The organism is Ventrimonas faecis (genome assembly GCF_040096075.1).
Lineage (GTDB): Bacteria > Bacillota > Clostridia > Lachnospirales > Lachnospiraceae > Brotaphodocola > Brotaphodocola faecis.
Genome location: NZ_JBBMFJ010000018.1, coordinates 24,562 through 43,057 on the forward strand (window position 1 = coordinate 24,562; position 18,496 = coordinate 43,057).

The window sequence follows — 18,496 nt, forward strand, 5'->3', positions numbered from 1 at the left end:
TAACCACAGACCCCTTTCAACCGAAAAAAGTGTATAGTTAACGATACCGTTTTTTCATGGAAAAGCCCCGCCCGCTTACCTCGCTGACCCGGTTTACTACCATAAAACTTTCCGGATCAATGGCATGAATCAGTTTTTCCAGTCTTGGAAGTTCCCGGTTGGAGATCACGCTGAAGATCATCTGGGTCTGATGCTTCAGATAACCGGTCTCTCCGGAAAGCATGGTTACGCCGCGGTCCATCTCCGAGATAATGGCTTCCCGGATTTTCTGGGCATGCTTGCTGACGATTCGCACCTCCGTGCGGGTGGTTCCCATCAGCATCAGCTTATCCAGGACCAGTGTGTAGGTCATGACCAGGATCAGTCCATACATTACCTTTTCCGGCGGATTTCCAACAGCCTGAACCAGAAGAATGCAGAAATCGAACACATACATGGAAATTGAAACTGGAATTCTCAGATAATGATTGAGCACCAGCGGCGGAATATCCATTCCTCCGGTCGATGCCCCGGCGCGGATCACGATTCCAAGAGAAGACCCGATCCCCAGGCCTGAAAATATCGTGCATAAAAACAGATCCTGTGTCAACACAAGATTTCCAAACAGTTTCTCAAAAAATCCCAGGGCAATGGGATATACAAAGGTACTCACAATGGTAGTCAGCGCAAACTTCCGCCCCATGACCTTCCATCCGATCAGCAGCATGATCACGTTAAATGACAGCACAAAGGAGGACACCGGAATCCCGAACGCGCGGTTTAACGCCAGTCCGATCCCTGTCGTTCCTCCCGTAAGAAGTCCCGCCGGCATCAGAAACAGTTTAACCGCCAGCGCATACAAAATATTTCCCAGTATCACGATTCCCAGAGAACCCGCTTTCTGTAATCGCTCACTCCAGTTCGTCTCCATAATTTCTGTTCTCCTTCCATACGAATTGTCTGTAATTCATAGAACGTCCTTGTTTTTTAAGAACAAGTTTTTTCATAGGACGTAATTTCCTATAAAATGAAAAAGAATCCGGCTTGCCGGATTCTCGCGCCGAGGCGCGGTTGCTTCAGCAACCATCTGCCATTGCGCCGAGTGCGCATCCTCGCGGAGCGTTTTTGTATGATAGGACGCAATTTCCTATCATACAAAAAACGCCTGTCAGGGAATTTTCCCTAACAGACGTGGATCAAGGCATCGGCCTAATACATTTTCAGTATAAAAAATCTGCTGCTTTCTGTCAAGACAGAAGTCTTTCTTATTAGATCTTCTTATTTGATCAGTCCCGATACCAGCGGAACAACGATGACCGTCATCAATCCGGCTACCGCGATGGAAAGGCTGCTCATAGCACCTTCTACCTCTCCCAGTTCCAGAGCCTTCGAAGTACCAATCGCATGGGCGGAAGTTCCCAGTGCCAGTCCTTTGGCAATAGGCTCTTCGATCTTCAGGATCTTAAACAGCGTCTCTGCGATAATATTTCCGAAAATACCGGTAATAATGATACACACTACGGTAATCGTTACAATACCGCCGGCTTCCTCACTGACGCCCATACCAATGGCTGTGGTAATGGACTTTGGCAGGAAGGAAACATAGTGTATATGCTCCACTCCAAACAGGGTACACAGTAAAAAGATACTGCCCGCGCTGGCTGCCACTCCGGAAGTAATGGATATGATTACGGAAACGAAATTCTGCTTTAAAAGTTCCAGCTGCTTATACAGCGGAATAGCCAGACACACCGTAGCCGGTGTCAGCAGATAGCTGATGTACTTGGCACTATTATTATAAGAAGCATAATCCACATGCAAAAACTGCAGCACTGCAATGACAATCACAACCGCCACCAACAGCGGATTCAAAATAGCCCAGCCCACTTTTTTCTTAAGCCAGCAGCCAATCAGATACGCAGCCAGACTGATCACAAATCCAAAATAAAGGGATTCCTGTAAAACACTCATGCTTTTGTCTCCTCTCCTGCGTTTGTTTTATTCTTTTTCAGAAGCTTCACCATAAATTCTGTCACCTTACCGGTCACGCCCATGACCACAACCGTAGAAACCAGACAGGTTACGATCAGAGGAATCAGAATTGCTTTCATGGCATCGTAGCTGTCGATCAGTCCGACGGAAGCCGGAATAAACATAATCGGCATCGTATCCAGAAGGAAATTTCCGGTAGCTTCAATATCTTCCAGTTTCATCACTTTTGTGCAAAGCAAAAGTAAGAGTAGAAACAGTCCGTATACACCAGCTGGAACCGGCAGCGGCAAAAGCTTGTTTAAAAATTCTCCGATCATCGTAATGCCAAAGATGATCGCTGATTCTTTGATATACTTCATGATTTGTCCTTTCCGGTGACTGCTGCAACGCATCACCGTTTCGTATTGTATACAGTTCAAATTTTGTAAACAGTAATGTATTCTACCATCGGAAACGAAAAAGTCAATGTACATTCTTGTATTCTTTATGTTTTTTTCCTATACTCTACTTACAAACGAAACGACAGAAAATTCTCATCAGGAGGTCTCCATGAACCTTGACATTCATATTTGCCCAACCAATTTGCTCACCCAAAAGCAACAGCAGGAACTCGCAGATCTGACTGCTTTCTGCCGCCATCATGACGGCACTGATTTGTCCTATCCTACCGACGAAGAAGACCTGACTCACATGCTCGGTTATCTTCCGGACGGCCGCCTTGCCGCCTGCCTGACTCTCATTCCCTACGAGGAAACCCTGGCAGAATGCTGTGCCTTCACCCACCCGGTCTTCCGCAGACAGGGATTCTTTTCCAAGCTTTTAGAAGAAGCAATCTCCCAGTATCCCAGTGTTGATCTGCTCTTTGCTGTCTCCGAAGACTGCAAAGATGCGCTCAAAGTTCTGGAATCCATGGAGGCAGAGAAGGATTCCGACGAACATATGATGGAATGTGAGCTGAACAGCCAGTGCATAGCACAGCAGTCCGGCATTGCAGACAGTAGTTTCCATCCGTTTTCCCTGTTCCGGACCTCGGAAACCGAATACGTCCTCTACCGCTCCGGTGCTCTCTGCGGTACTGCCTCGGCTGAACCGGTCAGCGAAACTACAGTCTGCCTTCACCATGTGGAAATACTTCCGGAATTCCGGAACCAGGGCTGTGGAACTGCATTTTTGTGCCTGCTTCTCCCCAGCCTTTCCGAAAACGGATTCCGGAAGGTCATTTTGCAGGTCGCCGGAGATAATGCCCCCGCCATGGCCCTGTATAAAAAAACAGGGTTTTCTGTCACGAAAACCCTGTCGTATTACTTCTATTAAAATCGAACAATTGTACAGGTGATGCCTGATTTTCTGTGCTTTACAGCTCCATAGCCTTCTCAGCTGCCAGATCAAACCAGTCTCTCTCCAGATACTCGATGGTGCCGTTGTCCACATGCTCGGCTACCTTCGGGTCAATCGGGAGCTTAGCCAGTACCGGAATGTTGTACTCTTTGGCAATCTCATCGATATGGCTCTCACCGAATACAGAGATCTTCTTGCCGCAGTCCGGGCACTCTAAGTAGCTCATGTTCTCCACCAGGCCAAGGATCGGAATATTCATCTTCTGAGCCATTTTCACAGCCTTAGCCACGATCATGGAAACCAGCTCCTGCGGAGAGGTTACGATGATGATGCCATTCACCGGAAGGGACTGGAATACGGTTAAAGGAACGTCACCGGTTCCCGGCGGCATGTCCACGAACATGTAATCTACATCCTCCCAGAGAGTTTCATTCCAGAACTGTTTGACAGCGCCTGCAATAACCGGACCTCTCCAGATGACCGGATCGGTGTCGTTGTCTAACAGCAGGTTTGCGGACATGATGTCGATGCCCAGCGCGGAAGTAGCCGGGATCATCAGGTTGTCCTTGGTCATCATGACCATGTTATTATTCAGGCCAAATGCCTTCGGGATAGACGGACCGGTAATGTCCGCATCCAGGATTGCGGTATGCTTGCCCTTGCTGTTCATCTTCACTGCCATCATGGCGGTGACCAGGGATTTGCCGACGCCGCCCTTACCGCTGACTACGCCGATTACTTTTTTCACACTGCTTGCCGGATTTAACGGCTCTAAAAAACTTGTCTGCTCTGCCGTGCGGCTTCCACAGGATTCGCCGCAGGTGCTGCAGTTATGGGTACAATTTTCGCTCATGTAAATACCTCCAGATTCTGATACACTCTTTGTGTTACTGCTGACCCTGAATTCAAGCATACCACATTTCTCTCCAAAACAAAACCCTTGTATACAAAAATATGTTACCGCTCATGCGTTGCACAAACAAAAATACACCTTGTATGACGTGTGGAATCTGGTATAATATAGATAATATTCCAACAATATTTTCCAGATACAGGAAATATTGCACAAAAAGCAACGAGGTAGTTACCAATGAACATGAATATGAACCCGAACAGCGAGCTGGTTCAGTCCGCTGTCAACGTCCCGAATCTCGTACAGGTTCCGGACGCCCTCATCAGCCAGGCACAGGAATTCCAGCGTGCCATGATGATGTACACCTGCGCCATCCGCGAAGTGAAAACCAAACTGGAAGTCTTAAACGATGAGCTTTCCATTAAAAATCAGAGAAACCCCATCGAGATGATCAAGTCCCGGGTGAAAAAGCCTTTAAGCATCGTAGAAAAGCTGCAGCGCAGAAACCTTCCGGTCACGCTCGAATCCATGATGAACAACTTAGACGATGTAGCCGGCATCCGTGTCATCTGCTCCTTCGTGGACGATATCTATGCCGTAGCCAACATGCTGGTAAGCCAGGATGACATCACCGTCATTGCCATCAAGGACTACATCAAAAATCCGAAGTCCAACGGCTACCGCAGCTACCACCTCATCATTGAAATCCCGGTTTTCTTCTCAGAAGAGAAAAAGAACCTGCGCGTAGAAGTCCAGATCCGTACCATTGCCATGGATTTCTGGGCCAGCCTGGACCACCAGTTAAAGTACAAAAAGGACATCGGCGCTGCCGCTGACGAAATCAGCGAAGACCTGCGCCAGTGCGCCGAAGTCATTGCCGCCACCGACCAGCACATGCTCCAGATCCGAAAGAGTATTGAGGAAAAAAGCGCACGGCAAAGTAAATAGCAATTTATTCCAACACAATAGGACCGGAAAATCTGCCGCGGCGGATTTTTCCGGTCCTTGTTTTTGCGCAATATTTTTAGATGAGTGCTTTGCGCCCTGCCGTTTTCAGCAGGCGGAACACTCCGGATGCCTCCAGTGTCTTTCCGATGGTGTAAAACAGCATGGAATTGACGGGCCACATGATGAGGTTTTTGAGTACCCGCATCGGCAGGAGTGCCAGGAATCCTTTTCCGTAGAGCATGCTCAGCCACAGGGTTCCAAGGAGCATGTTGCAGATGACGGATACGGTCAGCTCTGCAGCCAGCACCCGGACAAGACTGATGGGACGCTTGTAGAGGAAGCAGCCATAGAGAACACCGCCAACCATGGCTCCGATGGTAAAGCCCGGGAAGTATGCGCCGGTCGGGCGGATGATGTATTTTAAGATATCAAGAGCGCCGCCGAACATCCCGCCTGCCACCGGACCGAACAGATAGTAGACAAACTGATTGGCAATGGTGGAAAAGCCAATCTTCAAATAATCTCCCAGCACCAGGGTAAAGTACCCCAGCACCACCGAGATGGCCGCAAACATGGCCATAACCGTGACCGTGTTAACATGCTTCAACTCTTCCAAGGAATCCGTGAACAAAGCTGTAAATTTCTTCATAAAAAAATTACCTCCTTTGCAGAATTCTCTACTACAAAGGAGATAAGATATCCTCTTCGCAGCGGGATGCGGTCCGCGTACCGCGAAACTGCTGTATCCCACCAGTTTCTTCGTCCTGCCGGCAACTCCCTGTCCGGCTGGCACTTGACGCACGCAGACCTACTCTGCTTTCTTTATTTTATTTTTGGTATAACGCTCAAACCGCCTTCGCAGCTGCCGTTGCGAGCTACTATAGCACTTTTTTTGACTCCTGTAAAGTGTACTTTCGCATTTTGTAAATATAATATGGAATCAGCGGGATCAGAGCGGAGATCCAGGCCGCCGGGTCAGACAGACAGGTCTGCACAAAGCCACCGCCCAGATGCAGTACCAGCACAACCACCGCACCTCTTGCCAGCAGTTCAAACACACCGCCCAGCATCGGCACCAGTCCGTATCCCATTCCCTGAAGCGCGTTCCGGTAAAGGAAGATGCTGCCCAGAAACGGATAACACCAGGATACAGTCTTAAAGTACTGATTTGCCGCGTCAATGACCACAGTCTTGGAACTGTCCACAAAGATCAGCGTCAGCTTCCCTGCAAAGAAATGGATGATCAGAAAGGAAGCCGCTGCCGCAATCAGGATCATGATCTGGGTATCTTTTACACCCTGGCGCACCCGGTCTAACCGTCCAGCGCCGCGGTTCTGTCCCACAAAAGTGGCGATCGTCGCGCCAAACGCAATGAAAATGGTATTGACCATGTTCTGCAGCTTTCCGGCTGCCGCATAGCCCGCAATGTAATCCGCGCCAAACACATTGATGGCACTCTGCACGATGATGGTTCCGATGGCCGTAATGGAAAACTGCAGTCCCATCGGTACACCAATGGACAAAAGACGCTGCATCATGGAAACATCCGATTCAAAATCTGCCTTCTGCAGCTTTAAAATGTCAAACTTCAGAATGATGTAAACCAGACACAGCAGTGCGGAAATTCCCTGGGCAATGACCGTCGCGTACGCGCAGCCCTCCACGCCCATGTGGAATTTCACAATAAACAGCACATCCAGTCCTGCATTGATCACCGCGGAGATGATCAGGAAATACAGTGGAGAACGCCCGTCTCCCAGTGCCCGCAGCACTGCGGCAAAGGCATTGTAAGCCGCCGTCACGCAGAGACCTGCGTAAATAATCCCCATGTAGGCTGCCGTCTGTCCAATAATCTCGTCCGGCGTGTTCATGAGCCGAAGGATCGGTAGATTAAAAATCATAAGCCCTGCAGTCATGGCCACAACAAAGGCCACGCACAGATACACCGACATGGCCACATATCGGCGCATCTGCTGGTAGTCCTTCGCGCCAAAGCTCTGGGCTACCATGATGGAAAAACCACTGGTGATTCCCTGAAGCCATCCGGTCACCAGAAAGATCAGGGATGTGGTGCTTCCGATGGCCGCCAGCGCGTTGACGCCAATGTAGCGGCCGGCCACCACGGAATCCACCAGATTGTAAAACTGCTGAAAAATATTTCCCAGATACGTTGGGATCATAAATGCCAGGATCAGGCGCACGGGATTGCCCCGCGTCATATCATTTGTCATGCTGAATTACTCCTGCACTTTCTGATTAGGACAGTCCGATCATCATAGCTGCCACCACTGCGATGGACGCAAACACAAACAGGAATGCCTGGAACTTGATCTGGAACTTTGCCCACTGTCCCCACTCCAGCTTTGCTGCAGCCAGCGCGCCAAGCAGGCATCCGCTGGTCGGAACAATAAAGTTGGTGAAGGCGTCACCAAGCTGGTAAGACAGGACTGCAACCTGGCGTTCTACGCCTACGAGGTCTGCAAGCGGTGCCATGATCGGCATGGTCAGCGCTGCCTGTCCGGAACCGGATACAACAAAGAAGTTGAATACGGACTGGAATACATACATCAGCCATGCAGAGATCACCGGCGGGAAATTCTTCATGCCGTTGCTGATGGTGTACAGAATGGTGTTCAGTACGGTTCCATCGGTTGCGCTGGTTCCGCCCAGAATGATGATGATACCCTGTGCCATACCGACGCACATAGCCGCGCCCAGAAGATCTGCAGCGCCACGGTCAAAGGCACGCGGGATGTCATTTAACTGCATGCCGTTTAAGTGGAAAATGAGACCGATGATACCGGAAACAAGACCCATAACGAAGAACTGGGAAGCAATCTCCGGAATGTAGTAGCCCTGAGTCACAACGCCCCAGATGGTCCATACCATGCAGGCTGCGATGGTCAGCAGAACCAGCTTGTGTCCCAGTGTGAACGGAAGCTCCTCTTTGCCATTCTTCGCGAAGTCCTCACGGTACTCCTGATCAGACTCGTATGCAACAGACATCTTCGGGTTCTTTTTCACCTTTGCGGCATAACGCATGGTGAATACGCAGGTCAGCGCAGTAAAGATGATCCATAACGGAATACGGAACCAGGCTCCGGACATAACCGGGATTCCTGCGATACCCTGTGCCACTGCCAGGCCGAACGGGTTCTGCCAGGAGGTACCGAAACCGATCTGGGTTGCCACGTAGCTGCACATGATGCCGACTACCGCGTCATAGCCCATGGCGATGAACATCGGCACCAGAATCATAACGAACGGAATGGCCTCCTCGCCCATGCCGAACACTGCGCCGCCCAGGGAAAACAGGACGGTGAGGATCGGCACCAGGAGAATCTCCTTGCCGTTTGTCATGCTGATGACACGCATGATTCCGTTCTCTACGGCACCTGTTCTGAGTACGATACCGAAGGATCCGCCTACAACCAGGATGAACGCGATGATGCCAACTGCGGTACCATTTTTCGTTCCGGTTGTCATACCCTCAAATACATAGTTTAAAATACCCTGACCGCCGAAATCTTCTGTACCGAAGAGCGGCGCAACTTTCGTCACCTTGTTTCCATTCTCATCCAGGACATACTCAAAGCTGTCCGGATCCAGAACGGTTCTGGTCTTCTCTTCCCCGTTCATGGTGTAGGTGATTTCTTTTGTCTCATATTTACCCAGCGGGATAAACATGGTCAGGATTGCTGCAAACAGAATTACACCAAAGATGATGATGTACGTATGCGGCATCTGAAACTTCTTTTTCTTTTCCATTTGTAGTTCCTCTTCATTCTCAATGATAAAATTAACGTGTCGCAACAAAAAATTATAACATACCGTAAAGAAATTGTAAACGAATCGACCGCATATTTTGTATTTCCACCGCGGATTTCTGTGTGCATACGGCGGTATTCGGGCTCCAATTGTTAACTGTCATCATATTTTTAGTTGACATTCTGTTTTTTTCGTGTTATACCTAAAACCATTAACGCAGTTTTATTCTATGTTTTTACACCGTTGTTCCATGCTTTTCTCAGCTTTCCTGCGGAGTCGTATCATACGCACGGATCTGATCCTGAATCTCCTCCAGACATTCCAGGAGAAGTGGATTGAATACGCCACACTCTCCGTTCATGATCATCTGCATGGCCTGCTCATGCGGGAATGCCTTCTTGTATACACGCGGGCTCACCAGCGCGTCGTACACATCAACAATGGAAACCACCTGTGCCGCAATCGGGATATCTTCTCCCTTTAAGCCATCCGGGTAGCCCTTTCCGTCATAGCGCTCATGATGCCAGCGGCAGATCTGGTACGCAATCTTGACAATCGGTTCGTTCTGGTATGCCGTCAGCTGCTTTAACATGAATGCGCCGATCACGGTATGGGTCTTCATGATCTCGAATTCCTGCTGTGTCAGCTTTCCAGGCTTGTTTAAAATCTTTTCATCAATGCCGATCTTTCCAATATCGTGAAGAGCCGAAGCCGTAGCGATCAATTCCCGGTCAGACCGTGACAAATGGTACTGGCCTGTCTTCTGCACCAGACGTTCCAGTAAAAGATAGGTCAGGCGGTTGATATGGGATACATGAAGACCGCTCTCCCCGTTACGGAATTCCATAATGTGGCTTAAAATGCCGACCATAATACGGCTGTTCTTTTCTTTCTCGTAAATCTGGCTGGTAACCATCCGGATCAGGCGGCGCTGCTTTGCGTAAAGCTTGATGGTGTTAAACACACGCTGGAACACCACCTTGGCATCAAACGGTCTGCTGATATAGTCAGAAACGCCCAGTTCATAGGCCTTCCGGATATACGGCTCCGAGTTCTCACTGGAAATCATGATGACCGGAATCTCCTCAATCCAGTGATTCCGTGTCATGGATTCCAAAACTTCAAAGCCATTCATCCCCGGCATGACGATATCCAGAAGGATCAGCGCAATTCCTGTGCCGTACTGCTCCAGCATGGTCACGCACTGTTCCCCGTTCTCTGCCTCCAGAATACGAAAGTCCGAATGCAGCATCTCTGACAGGATTTCCCGGTTCAGTTCAGAGTCATCGACAATCAGGATCTGCTGCTTGATGTTTTCCTGATCTTCCAGTTTCTGGCTCTGCCTGCCGGCTTCCTGTTCCGTTCCGGCTGTCACCACCATGTTTTTGCGGTTTTTCGCCTGATACATCAGCTTGTCCGCCCGGGTTGCCGCGTCCTCCACTGATTCCGAAGCCTCCGACAAAACACCTCCAACGCTGACCGAAAGGTGCAGGTTCGTATAGCCCGGAACATCTGCCTCATTGATCTTCTGCTTTGCTTTTTCAAGCCGCTCTTCAAATTCCTTCTGGCTGATTTCCGGCATCAGGAGCAGAAATTCATCTCCGCCATAACGGATCAGGGAGTCTTCATCACGCACACAGTCCCGGATCATCAGCACCAGCGTTTTCAGTACCGCGTCCCCGGCATCGTGACCGCAGGTATCGTTGTAGAGCTTGAAATCATCGAGGTCAATCATGGCTACGCCGCACTTCTGAGTCGAAGTCTTGATCTTATCTTCATAGTAGCACCGGTTGTAAGCACCGGTCAGAGCATCAATGTAGAGTTCATCGTGGTAGCTGGTCAGCTTGTTCAGAAGCTTATCCCGCCCCTCCGCGTCGATGAGGCAGTTGTCGCTCATATGACGCACCAGTTCCATGACACATGGCTTTCCATCCACTTCCACATAGCGGGACGTTACTTCATAAAGATCATTTTCTTTATATTCCAGTTTGGTCCGCTGTATCCGGTCCTGATAAACTTTTCTGGAAATACAGTTTTCACAGGGCTGGCTCTTCTTCCAGCAGTCATAGCAACGACAATGGTTCAGCTCTCCCATCTGATATTCTTTTGTCTTATTGTTTCCAGTCAGACGAAGATCCACAGCATCCAGCAGACGCACCGCCGTAAACACTTTGCGGTAAAGATTCATCTGTTCCTGGGCCTGCTGCCTCGTCAGTTTATCGTATGAATTCATGTATGGATTAAGCCTCCGCTTCCAGCTCCCGAATTGCCTCTGTTAACTGCTCATAGCGCACGGTCAGTTCCGGGAATAACCGGTCGCTGTCGTTGATATCTCTTCTTCTGAGATCTTCGGTGAGGGCCGCGCTGGTCTCATAAAGGCGATCAAAGCCAAGGTTTAAGCAGACACCCTTTAAGGTGTGGGCTGCGCGGAACGCGCGCTCTGCGTCACGCGCCTCCAGAGCCTCTTTTAATTCCGCATAGCTCGGATCCTTTAAAAACTTCAGCGCAAAACGCTTCACCAGCGCCTCATTGCCGAATCTGCTTAATACGCTCTCATAATTGGAACCAATTTTTTCATAACACTCTTTTATAGTCATTATTCATTCCCCTGATTTATTTCATTATTTGTGACTGCTGTTTTCGTAGACAGCAGAATCTGTATTAAGTTTAACATAAAACTGTCTGCATTTCCACTAGTAATACCGAAAAGACCGCGTACAGTTTTCCGTACGCGGTCTTTAAAGATGTTATTCTGTTTTATTTTGAATTACTTCTGGGCAATTGCTGCCTGAGCTGCTGCCAGTCTTGCGATCGGAACGCGGTATGGTGAGCAGGATACATAGTCCAGGCCAATCTTGTTGCAGAACTCTACGGAAGACGGATCTCCGCCGTGCTCGCCGCAGATACCAATGTGCAGATCCGGGTTAGCTGCCTTACCAAGTTTGATAGCCATCTCCATGAGTTTGCCGACACCAGTCTGATCCAGTTTTGCGAACGGATCGTTCTCGTAGATCTTAGCATCGTAGTAAGCGCCTAAGAACTTGCCTGCGTCATCACGGGAGAAGCCGAAGGTCATCTGGGTCAGGTCGTTGGTACCGAAGCAGAAGAAGTCAGCTTCTTTTGCGATCTCGTCTGCAGTCAGGGCTGCTCTCGGGATCTCGATCATGGTACCTACATGGTACTTCAGGTCAGAACCTGCTGCTGCGATCTCTGCGTCTGCAGTCTCAACAACGGTCTTCTTGCAGTATTTTAATTCTTTGACATCGCCGATAAGCGGAATCATGATCTCCGGAACGATGTTCCAGTCCGGATGAGCGTTCTTTACGTTGATTGCTGCGCGGATGACAGCCTTGGTCTGCATAACAGCGATTTCCGGATAGGTAACAGCCAGACGGCAGCCACGATGACCCATCATCGGGTTGAACTCATGCAGGGACTCGCAGATTGCCTTGATCTCTGCAACGGTCTTGCCTTTTGCCTTAGCCAGTTTCTCGATGTCCTCTTCCTCGGTCGGAACGAACTCATGTAACGGCGGATCCAGGAAACGGATGGTTACAGGGTTGCCCTCCATAGCCTCGTAGAGCTGTTCGAAATCGCCCTGCTGTAACGGAAGGATCTTCTCCAGAGCTTCTTCTCTTTCTTCTACGGTATCGGAGCAGATCATCTCACGGAATGCGTCGATACGGTCACCCTCGAAGAACATATGCTCGGTACGGCAAAGGCCAATGCCCTCTGCGCCAAGCTCACGAGCCTTCTGTGCGTCGTGCGGGGTATCTGCGTTGGTGCGTACGCCCATGGTTCTGTACTCATCAGCCCATGCCATAATGCGTCCGAACTCACCAGCAATGGTTGCCTCTACAGTCGGGATTGCTCCGTCATATACACAGCCGGTGGAACCGTCGAAGGAGATTACGTCGCCCTCGTGGTACTCTTTGCCAGCCAGAGTGAATTTCTTGTTTGCTTCATCCATAACGATGTCGCCGCAGCCTGCTACACAGCAAGCGCCCATGCCACGTGCAACTACTGCTGCGTGGGAGGTCATACCACCGCGGACAGTTAAGATACCCTGGGACGCTTTCATACCGGTGATATCCTCCGGAGAGGTCTCAAGACGTACCAGAACGACTTTCTCGCCTCTTGCTGCCCACTCTACAGCGTCATCTGCAGTGAAGACAATCTTACCACAAGCTGCGCCAGGTGCTGCGCCCAGTGCTTTTGCAATCGGGGTAGCTGCCTTTAATGCTTTCTGGTCGAAGGTCGGATGCAGTAAGGAATCCAGGTTACGCGGATCGATCATGGCAACCGCCTCTTCCGGAGTTCTCATGCCCTCGTCTACCAGGTCACATGCGATCTTTAATGCAGCCTGAGCGGTTCTCTTACCATTACGAGTCTGCAGCATGTACAGTTTGCCGTGCTCAACGGTGAACTCCATATCCTGCATATCTCTGTAGTGATCTTCCAGAGTCTTACATACCTTCTCGAAATCTGCGAATGCCTCCGGGAACTTCTCAGCCATCTCCTGAATGTGCATCGGGGTGCGGACACCAGCTACTACGTCCTCGCCCTGTGCGTTGGTTAAGAACTCACCGAACAGGCCCTTTGCGCCGGTTGCCGGGTCACGGGTAAATGCAACACCGGTACCACAGTCATCACCCATGTTACCAAATGCCATGGACTGTACGTTTACAGCAGTACCCCAGGAGTACGGGATATCGTTGTCGCGGCGGTAAACGTTAGCACGCGGGTTGTCCCAGGAACGGAATACGGCTTTGATTGCGCCCATTAACTGCTCCTTCGGATCGTCCGGGAAATCTACGCCGATCTTGTTCTTGTACTCAGCCTTAAACTGGTTAGCCAGCTCTTTTAAGTCGTCAGCGTCAAGCTCAACATCGAGTTTTACGCCTTTCTTCTCTTTCATCTCGTCGATGAGAGCTTCGAAATATTTCTTACCGACTTCCATAACAACGTCGGAATACATCTGAATGAATCTTCTGTAGCAGTCCCATGCCCAGCGCGGGTTGTTTGACTTCTCAGCGATTACCTTAACTACATCTTCGTTTAAGCCCAGGTTTAAGATGGTATCCATCATACCAGGCATGGAAGCCCGTGCGCCGGAACGTACGGAAACCAGCAGCGGGTTCTCAAGATCACCGAATTTCTTTCCGGTAATCTCTTCCATCTTTGCGATATACTCGTTGATCTGGCCCTGGATCTCATCGTTGATCTCGCGGCCGTCCTCGTAGTACTGTGTGCAGGCCTCCGTTGTAATGGTAAAGCCCTGCGGTACCGGAAGACCGATATTTGTCATCTCAGCCAGGTTTGCACCCTTACCACCGAGAAGATTTCTCATGGTAGCGTCACCTTCTGTAAATAAGTACACCCACTTTTTAGCCATTGGTTTATCCTCCTCAACATGTGCAGACTTTTTTGTCTGCGGTTTAAGCTCCGTCTTGTATAGTTTTTGCACAAAAAAGAATCATTCGACGGTCTGGTATAAGTATACCATATTTTTTTCAGGAGTAAAGGTTTTTTCGTGTGGTTTTTGTATATTTTTTAGCAAAAACTCGTAAAATTTTGTCGATTCTTCATTATTTTCACATATGCGATAAGAATTCGTATATGCGAATGTGTAATTTGCCATTTTGACGAATCTGAAAAATAGTTTTTTAGTCTAAAAATTATACAGGTGCAGTCTGCTGCATGATCTTTTCCATTTCGTCTGCCAGTCCTGCTGCATCCGGCAGCGGTTTTTCCGGATACGCGCAGAAATATTTCGGATAGCTGCTGTTTTTTAATCCCTCGATCAGGATGATGTCTGCCTCCGGAAAGGCGGAAAACAGGTCCCGCTCCGTAATCCCATGACATTCTTTCGTGATCAGAAATCGGTTTTTGGAAAACACAGCGGTTCCGTAAGCGCCCGCTTTCTGATGGCGATAGCTGTCCGTCCCCGGAACATCACTTTTAAAATCATGGCCATCGTGTTTGATGACGGCCACCTTGTATCCGCGCCCTGTAAGTTCTGGAATGAGTCTTGTGATCAGGGTCGTCTTGCCGCTGTTTTTATAGCCGCTGATGGCAAATACAAAGGGATGAGCGGCTGTGTACGGATTCTCCCCCGCATTTTGCGCTTCCGCCAGTCTGCGATATTCTTCCGTACTGTTGATATTTTCCATGGCGTGGCTTTCCGGTTCCAGCTCCAGTGTCCGGTATCCGGCCCGCTCCAGAAAGTGCATGATACGGTAATCCCCCTCCCGGATCAGTTCTTCCGCAAACGGAAGCACGCGCTTTGGGTAAATTCCAAAGAGCGGGTGGATGCGCCCATTCTGGGACGTCACAAGCACAGGCGGTTGCAGGTTGGCCCCATCCGCGCTTTCCGCTGCGTTCGCAGACTCTGGCCCGGCCGGACGCTCTGCCTTCGCAGCTGCAGTCTCGCAGCAGATCTTCTCATACGTCTCCAGCATCCGCTCTACGGTTTGCCGCTCCATCATCGGCATGTCGCAGGCCATCACAAAAAGCGCGTCTTCTTTGCATGTCAGAAGTCCGGAGGCAATGCCGCCAAGCGGCCCGATCCCCCTCCACCGGTCCTCGACCATGGGCAGACCGGCTTTTCTGTAGGGTTCTTTGTTATCTACAGACAAATAAACCGCAGGCAGACAGTCACAGGCATGCAAAATTCTCTGGCAGAAGGTCTCACCCGCATAGCGGAGGAACAGTTTTTTCTGTCCCTCCATGCGTGTGTTTCTTCCTCCTGAGAGAATGTACCCGGCGACTGCGCCTACGGTTTGTAATTTGTTTTCTTTCATTAGAAACGGAATTTATCCTCGAAGTACTGCTTTAACTCAGCGATCGGCACACGAACCTGCTCCATGGTATCACGGTCGCGGACGGTCACTGCCTGGTCTTCCTCAGACTCGAAATCATAAGTGATGCAGAACGGAGTACCAATCTCATCCTGTCTTCTGTATCTCTTACCGATGTTGCCTCTGTCATCGAACTCACAGTTGTAGTACTTGGACAGCTCTGCGTATACCTTCTCAGCGCCCTCGTTTAACTTCTTGGACAGCGGAAGAATACCGATCTTAACCGGTGCGATGGCCGGATGGAAGTGAAGCACGGTACGCACATCACCCTCACCGATCTCTTCCTCATCGTATGCTGCACACAGGAATGCCAGGGTTACACGGTCAGCACCCAGTGACGGCTCGATGACATACGGAATGTATTTCTCCTTTGACTCGTCATCAAAGTAGGTCATATCCGCGCCGGAGGTGTTCTGATGCTGGGTTAAGTCGTAGTCGGTTCTGTCTGCGATACCCCACAGCTCGCCCCATCCGAACGGGAAGAGGAACTCGATATCGGTGGTACCCTTACTGTAGAAGCACAGCTCCTCCGGAGAATGGTCGCGGAGACGGATTTCGTCTTCCTTTAAGCCCAGTGCCAGCAGCCAGTCGCGGCAGAAGCCTCTCCAGTACTGGAACCACTCAAGGTCGGTGCCCGGTTTGCAGAAGAACTCCAGCTCCATCTGCTCGAACTCACGGGTACGGAAGGTAAAGTTACCCGGAGTGATCTCGTTACGGAAGGACTTACCGATCTGTCCAATACCAAACGGAACTTTCTTTCTGGAAGTACGCTGTACGTTCTTGAAGTTTACGAAGATACCCTGTGCGGTCTCCGGTCTTAAGTATACCGTGTTCTTTGCGTCCTCGGTTACACCCTGGAAGGTCTTGAACATCAGGTTGAACTGACGGATATCGGTGAAGTCATGCTTGCCGCAGCTCGGGCAGCAGATGTTGTTGTCATCGATGTATTTCTTCATTTCTTCCTGAGACCATGCGTCTACGCTGCCCTCGACGGTGATGCCGTTCTCTGCCATGTAGTCCTCGATCAGCTTGTCGGCACGGAAACGCTCCTTACATGCCTTACAGTCCATCAGCGGATCAGAGAAACCACCCAGATGTCCGGAAGCTACCCAGGTCTGGGAGTTCATGAGGATCGCGCAGTCAACGCCTACGTTGTACGGGCTCTCCTGAACGAATTTCTGCCACCATGCTTTCTTTACGTTGTTCTTCAGCTCTACGCCAAGGTTGCCGTAATCCCAGGTGTTTGCCAGACCGCCGTAGATCTCGGAACCCGGATAAACGAATCCTCTGCTCTTGGCCAGCGCTACAATTTTCTCCATTGTCTTTTCCATCGTCGATAACCTCTCTTTTTATTTGAATATAATACAGCCGGTTCCCTCTGGGGTCACTGCTGAATGATCACTTTTTACTTCCACGCCGTCGGTCACATAGAGGATTTTTCCTTCCGTGTAAACCGTTGCAGAGCCTTCGGTAAGTACCATGTGGCTGTCCTTTGCGGCAGCCTTCTGAATGTCCGCGTTCTTCCCGGCGGGTGTTTTGTAGGCCAGATCCGGGAGCTTTGCTTCTTCCGTATCAAAGACCGCAAGGGAAATCACCGTGTGGGTATCATCCCCGTTTTCTTCGGAAAACTTTACAAAGTCCTCCGGTGTTTTGTAGGCAAATACCAGCCTTCCGGTCTGTCCCTCCAGGCTGCTGCTCACAAGCGCTGCCGGAAGTTTTTCACCGTCTTCAGGATTCTCTGCCTCAGCCGCCGCGCCCTGTTCTTCATTATAAGAAGCAATCTGCTCCTTCGCGAACTCAGCCAGGCCCTCGGCGCTGTATAAATCATTCTCCTTTTCGGACGTGTAGACCATGGCGCTCTGCACGCTTAAGTCATCCGCCACATAAATGCTGTTCTCGGAACCATCCCAGGTCTTTCCTGAGCCTGCAGAACAGCCTGCAGTCCAGACTGCTGCAAGCAGTGCGGATGCAGTCAAAACCGCAATGTTCTTTTTCATAAATCTCCTCACTCCCCTGCACCACAGGGCTATCTAGGATTATACCTGTTCATGGCAGGTTTTTCAACACCTTATTTTTTCCCGGCCGGTACGGTTTTCGTCAGCCTTGCAGCCGTCTCCATCATCCGCAGGATCTCCAGGGAATGAAATTCCCGGTCAATGAAGCGTCGTTTGTTCAGCTCCACGCAGTGCCGCAGTTCCTCCAGCACCTCCGGTGCCAGCACAAAGGTGTACAGCGATTCCAGCGGCGAGGCGATGATATACTCCCAAGCGTAGTTTGCGGAATCACTGACCGGACGGGGCGGATGCTCCGTGTAGTCTCCGTTGATGACCATGCTGCGAAGCTCAAACACCGCCTGGATGAGCGGTTTGGGAAGCGCCGGTTTTAGCAGGGCCCGCAGGGACTGGTACAACAGCAGAAGCTGCTCCGTGGCCTCCAGATTCTCCCGGCTGTAGTAATCCGCGAATTCCAGAAAATAGGATCCGTAGCAGGTTGCTTCCATATCCTGGGGGATCTCCGCAAAATAATTGAGTACATCGGCTCCCTGCAGATTGTAGGCGTCCCGGCCCTCGTACAGCTTAAAGGTGCCAAATACAAAGGGCCTGGTCACGCCCATGAGCTGGCTTCCGGGCCGCTTGGCTCCCCGGGCAAAGGCTGTGATCTTGCCACGCTCCCGGGTCAGGATGACCAGCCTCCGGTCGTTATCCCCCACCGGGGATGCCTTTAAGACCATACCGGTCAGATTCACAGATTCTCTCAC

16 protein-coding genes and 1 riboswitch are annotated in these 18,496 nt (G+C 50.3%); of the genes, 2 read left to right on the forward strand and 14 right to left on the reverse strand.

The annotated features are described in order from the left end of the window. Positions 1–37: 37 nt before the first annotated feature. The 3 genes from WMO41_RS09505 to WMO41_RS09515 all read right to left on the reverse strand — a co-directional run bounded on the left by WMO41_RS09505 (position 38) and on the right by WMO41_RS09515 (position 2,330). Positions 38–910 (reverse strand): YitT family protein, encoded by an 873-nt coding sequence (locus WMO41_RS09505; RefSeq protein WP_349229534.1) that lies wholly within the window; start codon positions 908–910, stop codon positions 38–40. 347 nt (positions 911–1,257) lie between these two features. Further along, a complete protein-coding gene (locus tag WMO41_RS09510; protein WP_349229535.1) occupies positions 1,258–1,950 on the reverse strand; it encodes an LrgB family protein in 693 nt (230 codons plus the stop codon). Continuing rightward, positions 1,947–2,330, reverse strand: a complete 384-nt coding sequence (locus tag WMO41_RS09515; RefSeq protein WP_177291902.1) for a CidA/LrgA family protein — start codon at positions 2,328–2,330, stop codon at positions 1,947–1,949. The genes WMO41_RS09510 and WMO41_RS09515 overlap by 4 nt, the downstream gene beginning before the upstream one ends. A 190-nt stretch (positions 2,331–2,520) precedes the next feature. Between WMO41_RS09515 and WMO41_RS09520 the strand changes: the two genes are divergently transcribed. After that, positions 2,521–3,285, forward strand: coding sequence for a GNAT family N-acetyltransferase (locus WMO41_RS09520; RefSeq protein ID WP_349229536.1), 765 nt, complete (start codon positions 2,521–2,523; stop codon positions 3,283–3,285). 40 nt (positions 3,286–3,325) lie between these two features. On the opposite strand, the gene WMO41_RS09525 is transcribed toward WMO41_RS09520, so the two are convergent. Further along, entirely contained in the window at positions 3,326–4,162 is an 837-nt protein-coding gene (locus tag WMO41_RS09525) for a P-loop NTPase (RefSeq protein WP_177291900.1), read from the reverse strand. Between the two features lie 237 nt (positions 4,163–4,399). Here WMO41_RS09525 and WMO41_RS09530 point away from each other — a divergent pair, with 237 nt between their 5' ends. Beyond that, a complete protein-coding gene (locus tag WMO41_RS09530; protein ID WP_349229537.1) occupies positions 4,400–5,110 on the forward strand; it encodes a GTP pyrophosphokinase in 711 nt (236 codons plus the stop codon). A gap of 76 nt (positions 5,111–5,186) precedes the next feature. Here WMO41_RS09530 and WMO41_RS09535 read toward each other — a convergent pair whose 3' ends face one another. The 10 genes from WMO41_RS09535 to recO form a co-directional block, all read right to left on the reverse strand. Then, entirely contained in the window at positions 5,187–5,759 is a 573-nt protein-coding gene (locus WMO41_RS09535) for a folate family ECF transporter S component (RefSeq protein WP_349229538.1), read from the reverse strand. 57 nt (positions 5,760–5,816) lie between these two features. Then, positions 5,817–5,928, reverse strand: a riboswitch (THF riboswitch). Between the two features lie 60 nt (positions 5,929–5,988). Continuing rightward, on the reverse strand, positions 5,989–7,341 hold the full coding sequence (locus WMO41_RS09540) for an MATE family efflux transporter (RefSeq protein WP_349229539.1): 1,353 nt from the start codon (positions 7,339–7,341) through the stop codon (positions 5,989–5,991). A 25-nt stretch (positions 7,342–7,366) separates the two neighbouring features. Further along, complete coding sequence (gene yfcC, locus WMO41_RS09545; protein WP_349229540.1) at positions 7,367–8,878, reverse strand: putative basic amino acid antiporter YfcC; 1,512 nt, start codon at positions 8,876–8,878, stop codon at positions 7,367–7,369. 259 nt (positions 8,879–9,137) lie between these two features. After that, the gene (locus WMO41_RS09550; RefSeq protein WP_349229541.1) at positions 9,138–11,111 is read right to left on the reverse strand and encodes a diguanylate cyclase domain-containing protein; all 1,974 of its coding nucleotides are present in this window, start codon (positions 11,109–11,111) and stop codon (positions 9,138–9,140) included. 7 nt (positions 11,112–11,118) lie between these two features. After that, positions 11,119–11,475, reverse strand: a complete 357-nt coding sequence (locus WMO41_RS09555) for an Hpt domain-containing protein (RefSeq protein WP_349229542.1) — start codon at positions 11,473–11,475, stop codon at positions 11,119–11,121. 170 nt (positions 11,476–11,645) lie between these two features. After that, positions 11,646–14,273: a pyruvate, phosphate dikinase gene (gene ppdK / locus WMO41_RS09560; protein ID WP_349229543.1), complete on the reverse strand. Its 2,628-nt coding sequence runs from the start codon at positions 14,271–14,273 to the stop codon at positions 11,646–11,648. Between the two features lie 283 nt (positions 14,274–14,556). Next, a complete protein-coding gene (gene mobB, locus WMO41_RS09565) occupies positions 14,557–15,681 on the reverse strand; it encodes a molybdopterin-guanine dinucleotide biosynthesis protein B (RefSeq protein ID WP_349229544.1) in 1,125 nt (374 codons plus the stop codon). Beyond that, the gene (locus WMO41_RS09570; protein WP_349229545.1) at positions 15,681–17,069 is read right to left on the reverse strand and encodes a glycine--tRNA ligase; all 1,389 of its coding nucleotides are present in this window, start codon (positions 17,067–17,069) and stop codon (positions 15,681–15,683) included. Before WMO41_RS09570 ends, mobB begins: the two co-directional genes overlap by 1 nt. 18 nt (positions 17,070–17,087) lie before the next feature. Next, positions 17,088–17,735, reverse strand: a complete 648-nt coding sequence (locus WMO41_RS09575) for a hypothetical protein (RefSeq protein ID WP_349229546.1) — start codon at positions 17,733–17,735, stop codon at positions 17,088–17,090. A 71-nt stretch (positions 17,736–17,806) separates the two neighbouring features. Then, complete coding sequence (gene recO / locus WMO41_RS09580) at positions 17,807–18,496, reverse strand: DNA repair protein RecO (RefSeq protein ID WP_349229547.1); 690 nt, start codon at positions 18,494–18,496, stop codon at positions 17,807–17,809.

What these genes read in the sequence shown, in the direction of transcription:
- WMO41_RS09505 (WP_349229534.1), bottom strand. Translation starts at nt 910, where the DNA reads ATGGAGACGAACTGGAGTGAGCGATTACAGAAAGCGGGTTCTCTGGGA.
- WMO41_RS09510 (WP_349229535.1), bottom strand. Translation starts at nt 1,950, where the DNA reads ATGAGTGTTTTACAGGAATCCCTTTATTTTGGATTTGTGATCAGTCTG.
- WMO41_RS09515 (WP_177291902.1), bottom strand. Translation starts at nt 2,330, where the DNA reads ATGAAGTATATCAAAGAATCAGCGATCATCTTTGGCATTACGATGATC.
- WMO41_RS09520 (WP_349229536.1), top strand. Translation starts at nt 2,521, where the DNA reads ATGAACCTTGACATTCATATTTGCCCAACCAATTTGCTCACCCAAAAG.
- WMO41_RS09525 (WP_177291900.1), bottom strand. Translation starts at nt 4,162, where the DNA reads ATGAGCGAAAATTGTACCCATAACTGCAGCACCTGCGGCGAATCCTGT.
- WMO41_RS09530 (WP_349229537.1), top strand. Translation starts at nt 4,400, where the DNA reads ATGAACATGAATATGAACCCGAACAGCGAGCTGGTTCAGTCCGCTGTC.
- WMO41_RS09535 (WP_349229538.1), bottom strand. Translation starts at nt 5,759, where the DNA reads ATGAAGAAATTTACAGCTTTGTTCACGGATTCCTTGGAAGAGTTGAAG.
- WMO41_RS09540 (WP_349229539.1), bottom strand. Translation starts at nt 7,341, where the DNA reads ATGACAAATGATATGACGCGGGGCAATCCCGTGCGCCTGATCCTGGCA.
- yfcC (WP_349229540.1), bottom strand. Translation starts at nt 8,878, where the DNA reads ATGGAAAAGAAAAAGAAGTTTCAGATGCCGCATACGTACATCATCATC.
- WMO41_RS09550 (WP_349229541.1), bottom strand. Translation starts at nt 11,111, where the DNA reads ATGAATTCATACGATAAACTGACGAGGCAGCAGGCCCAGGAACAGATG.
- WMO41_RS09555 (WP_349229542.1), bottom strand. Translation starts at nt 11,475, where the DNA reads ATGACTATAAAAGAGTGTTATGAAAAAATTGGTTCCAATTATGAGAGC.
- ppdK (WP_349229543.1), bottom strand. Translation starts at nt 14,273, where the DNA reads ATGGCTAAAAAGTGGGTGTACTTATTTACAGAAGGTGACGCTACCATG.
- mobB (WP_349229544.1), bottom strand. Translation starts at nt 15,681, where the DNA reads ATGAAAGAAAACAAATTACAAACCGTAGGCGCAGTCGCCGGGTACATT.
- WMO41_RS09570 (WP_349229545.1), bottom strand. Translation starts at nt 17,069, where the DNA reads ATGGAAAAGACAATGGAGAAAATTGTAGCGCTGGCCAAGAGCAGAGGA.
- WMO41_RS09575 (WP_349229546.1), bottom strand. Translation starts at nt 17,735, where the DNA reads ATGAAAAAGAACATTGCGGTTTTGACTGCATCCGCACTGCTTGCAGCA.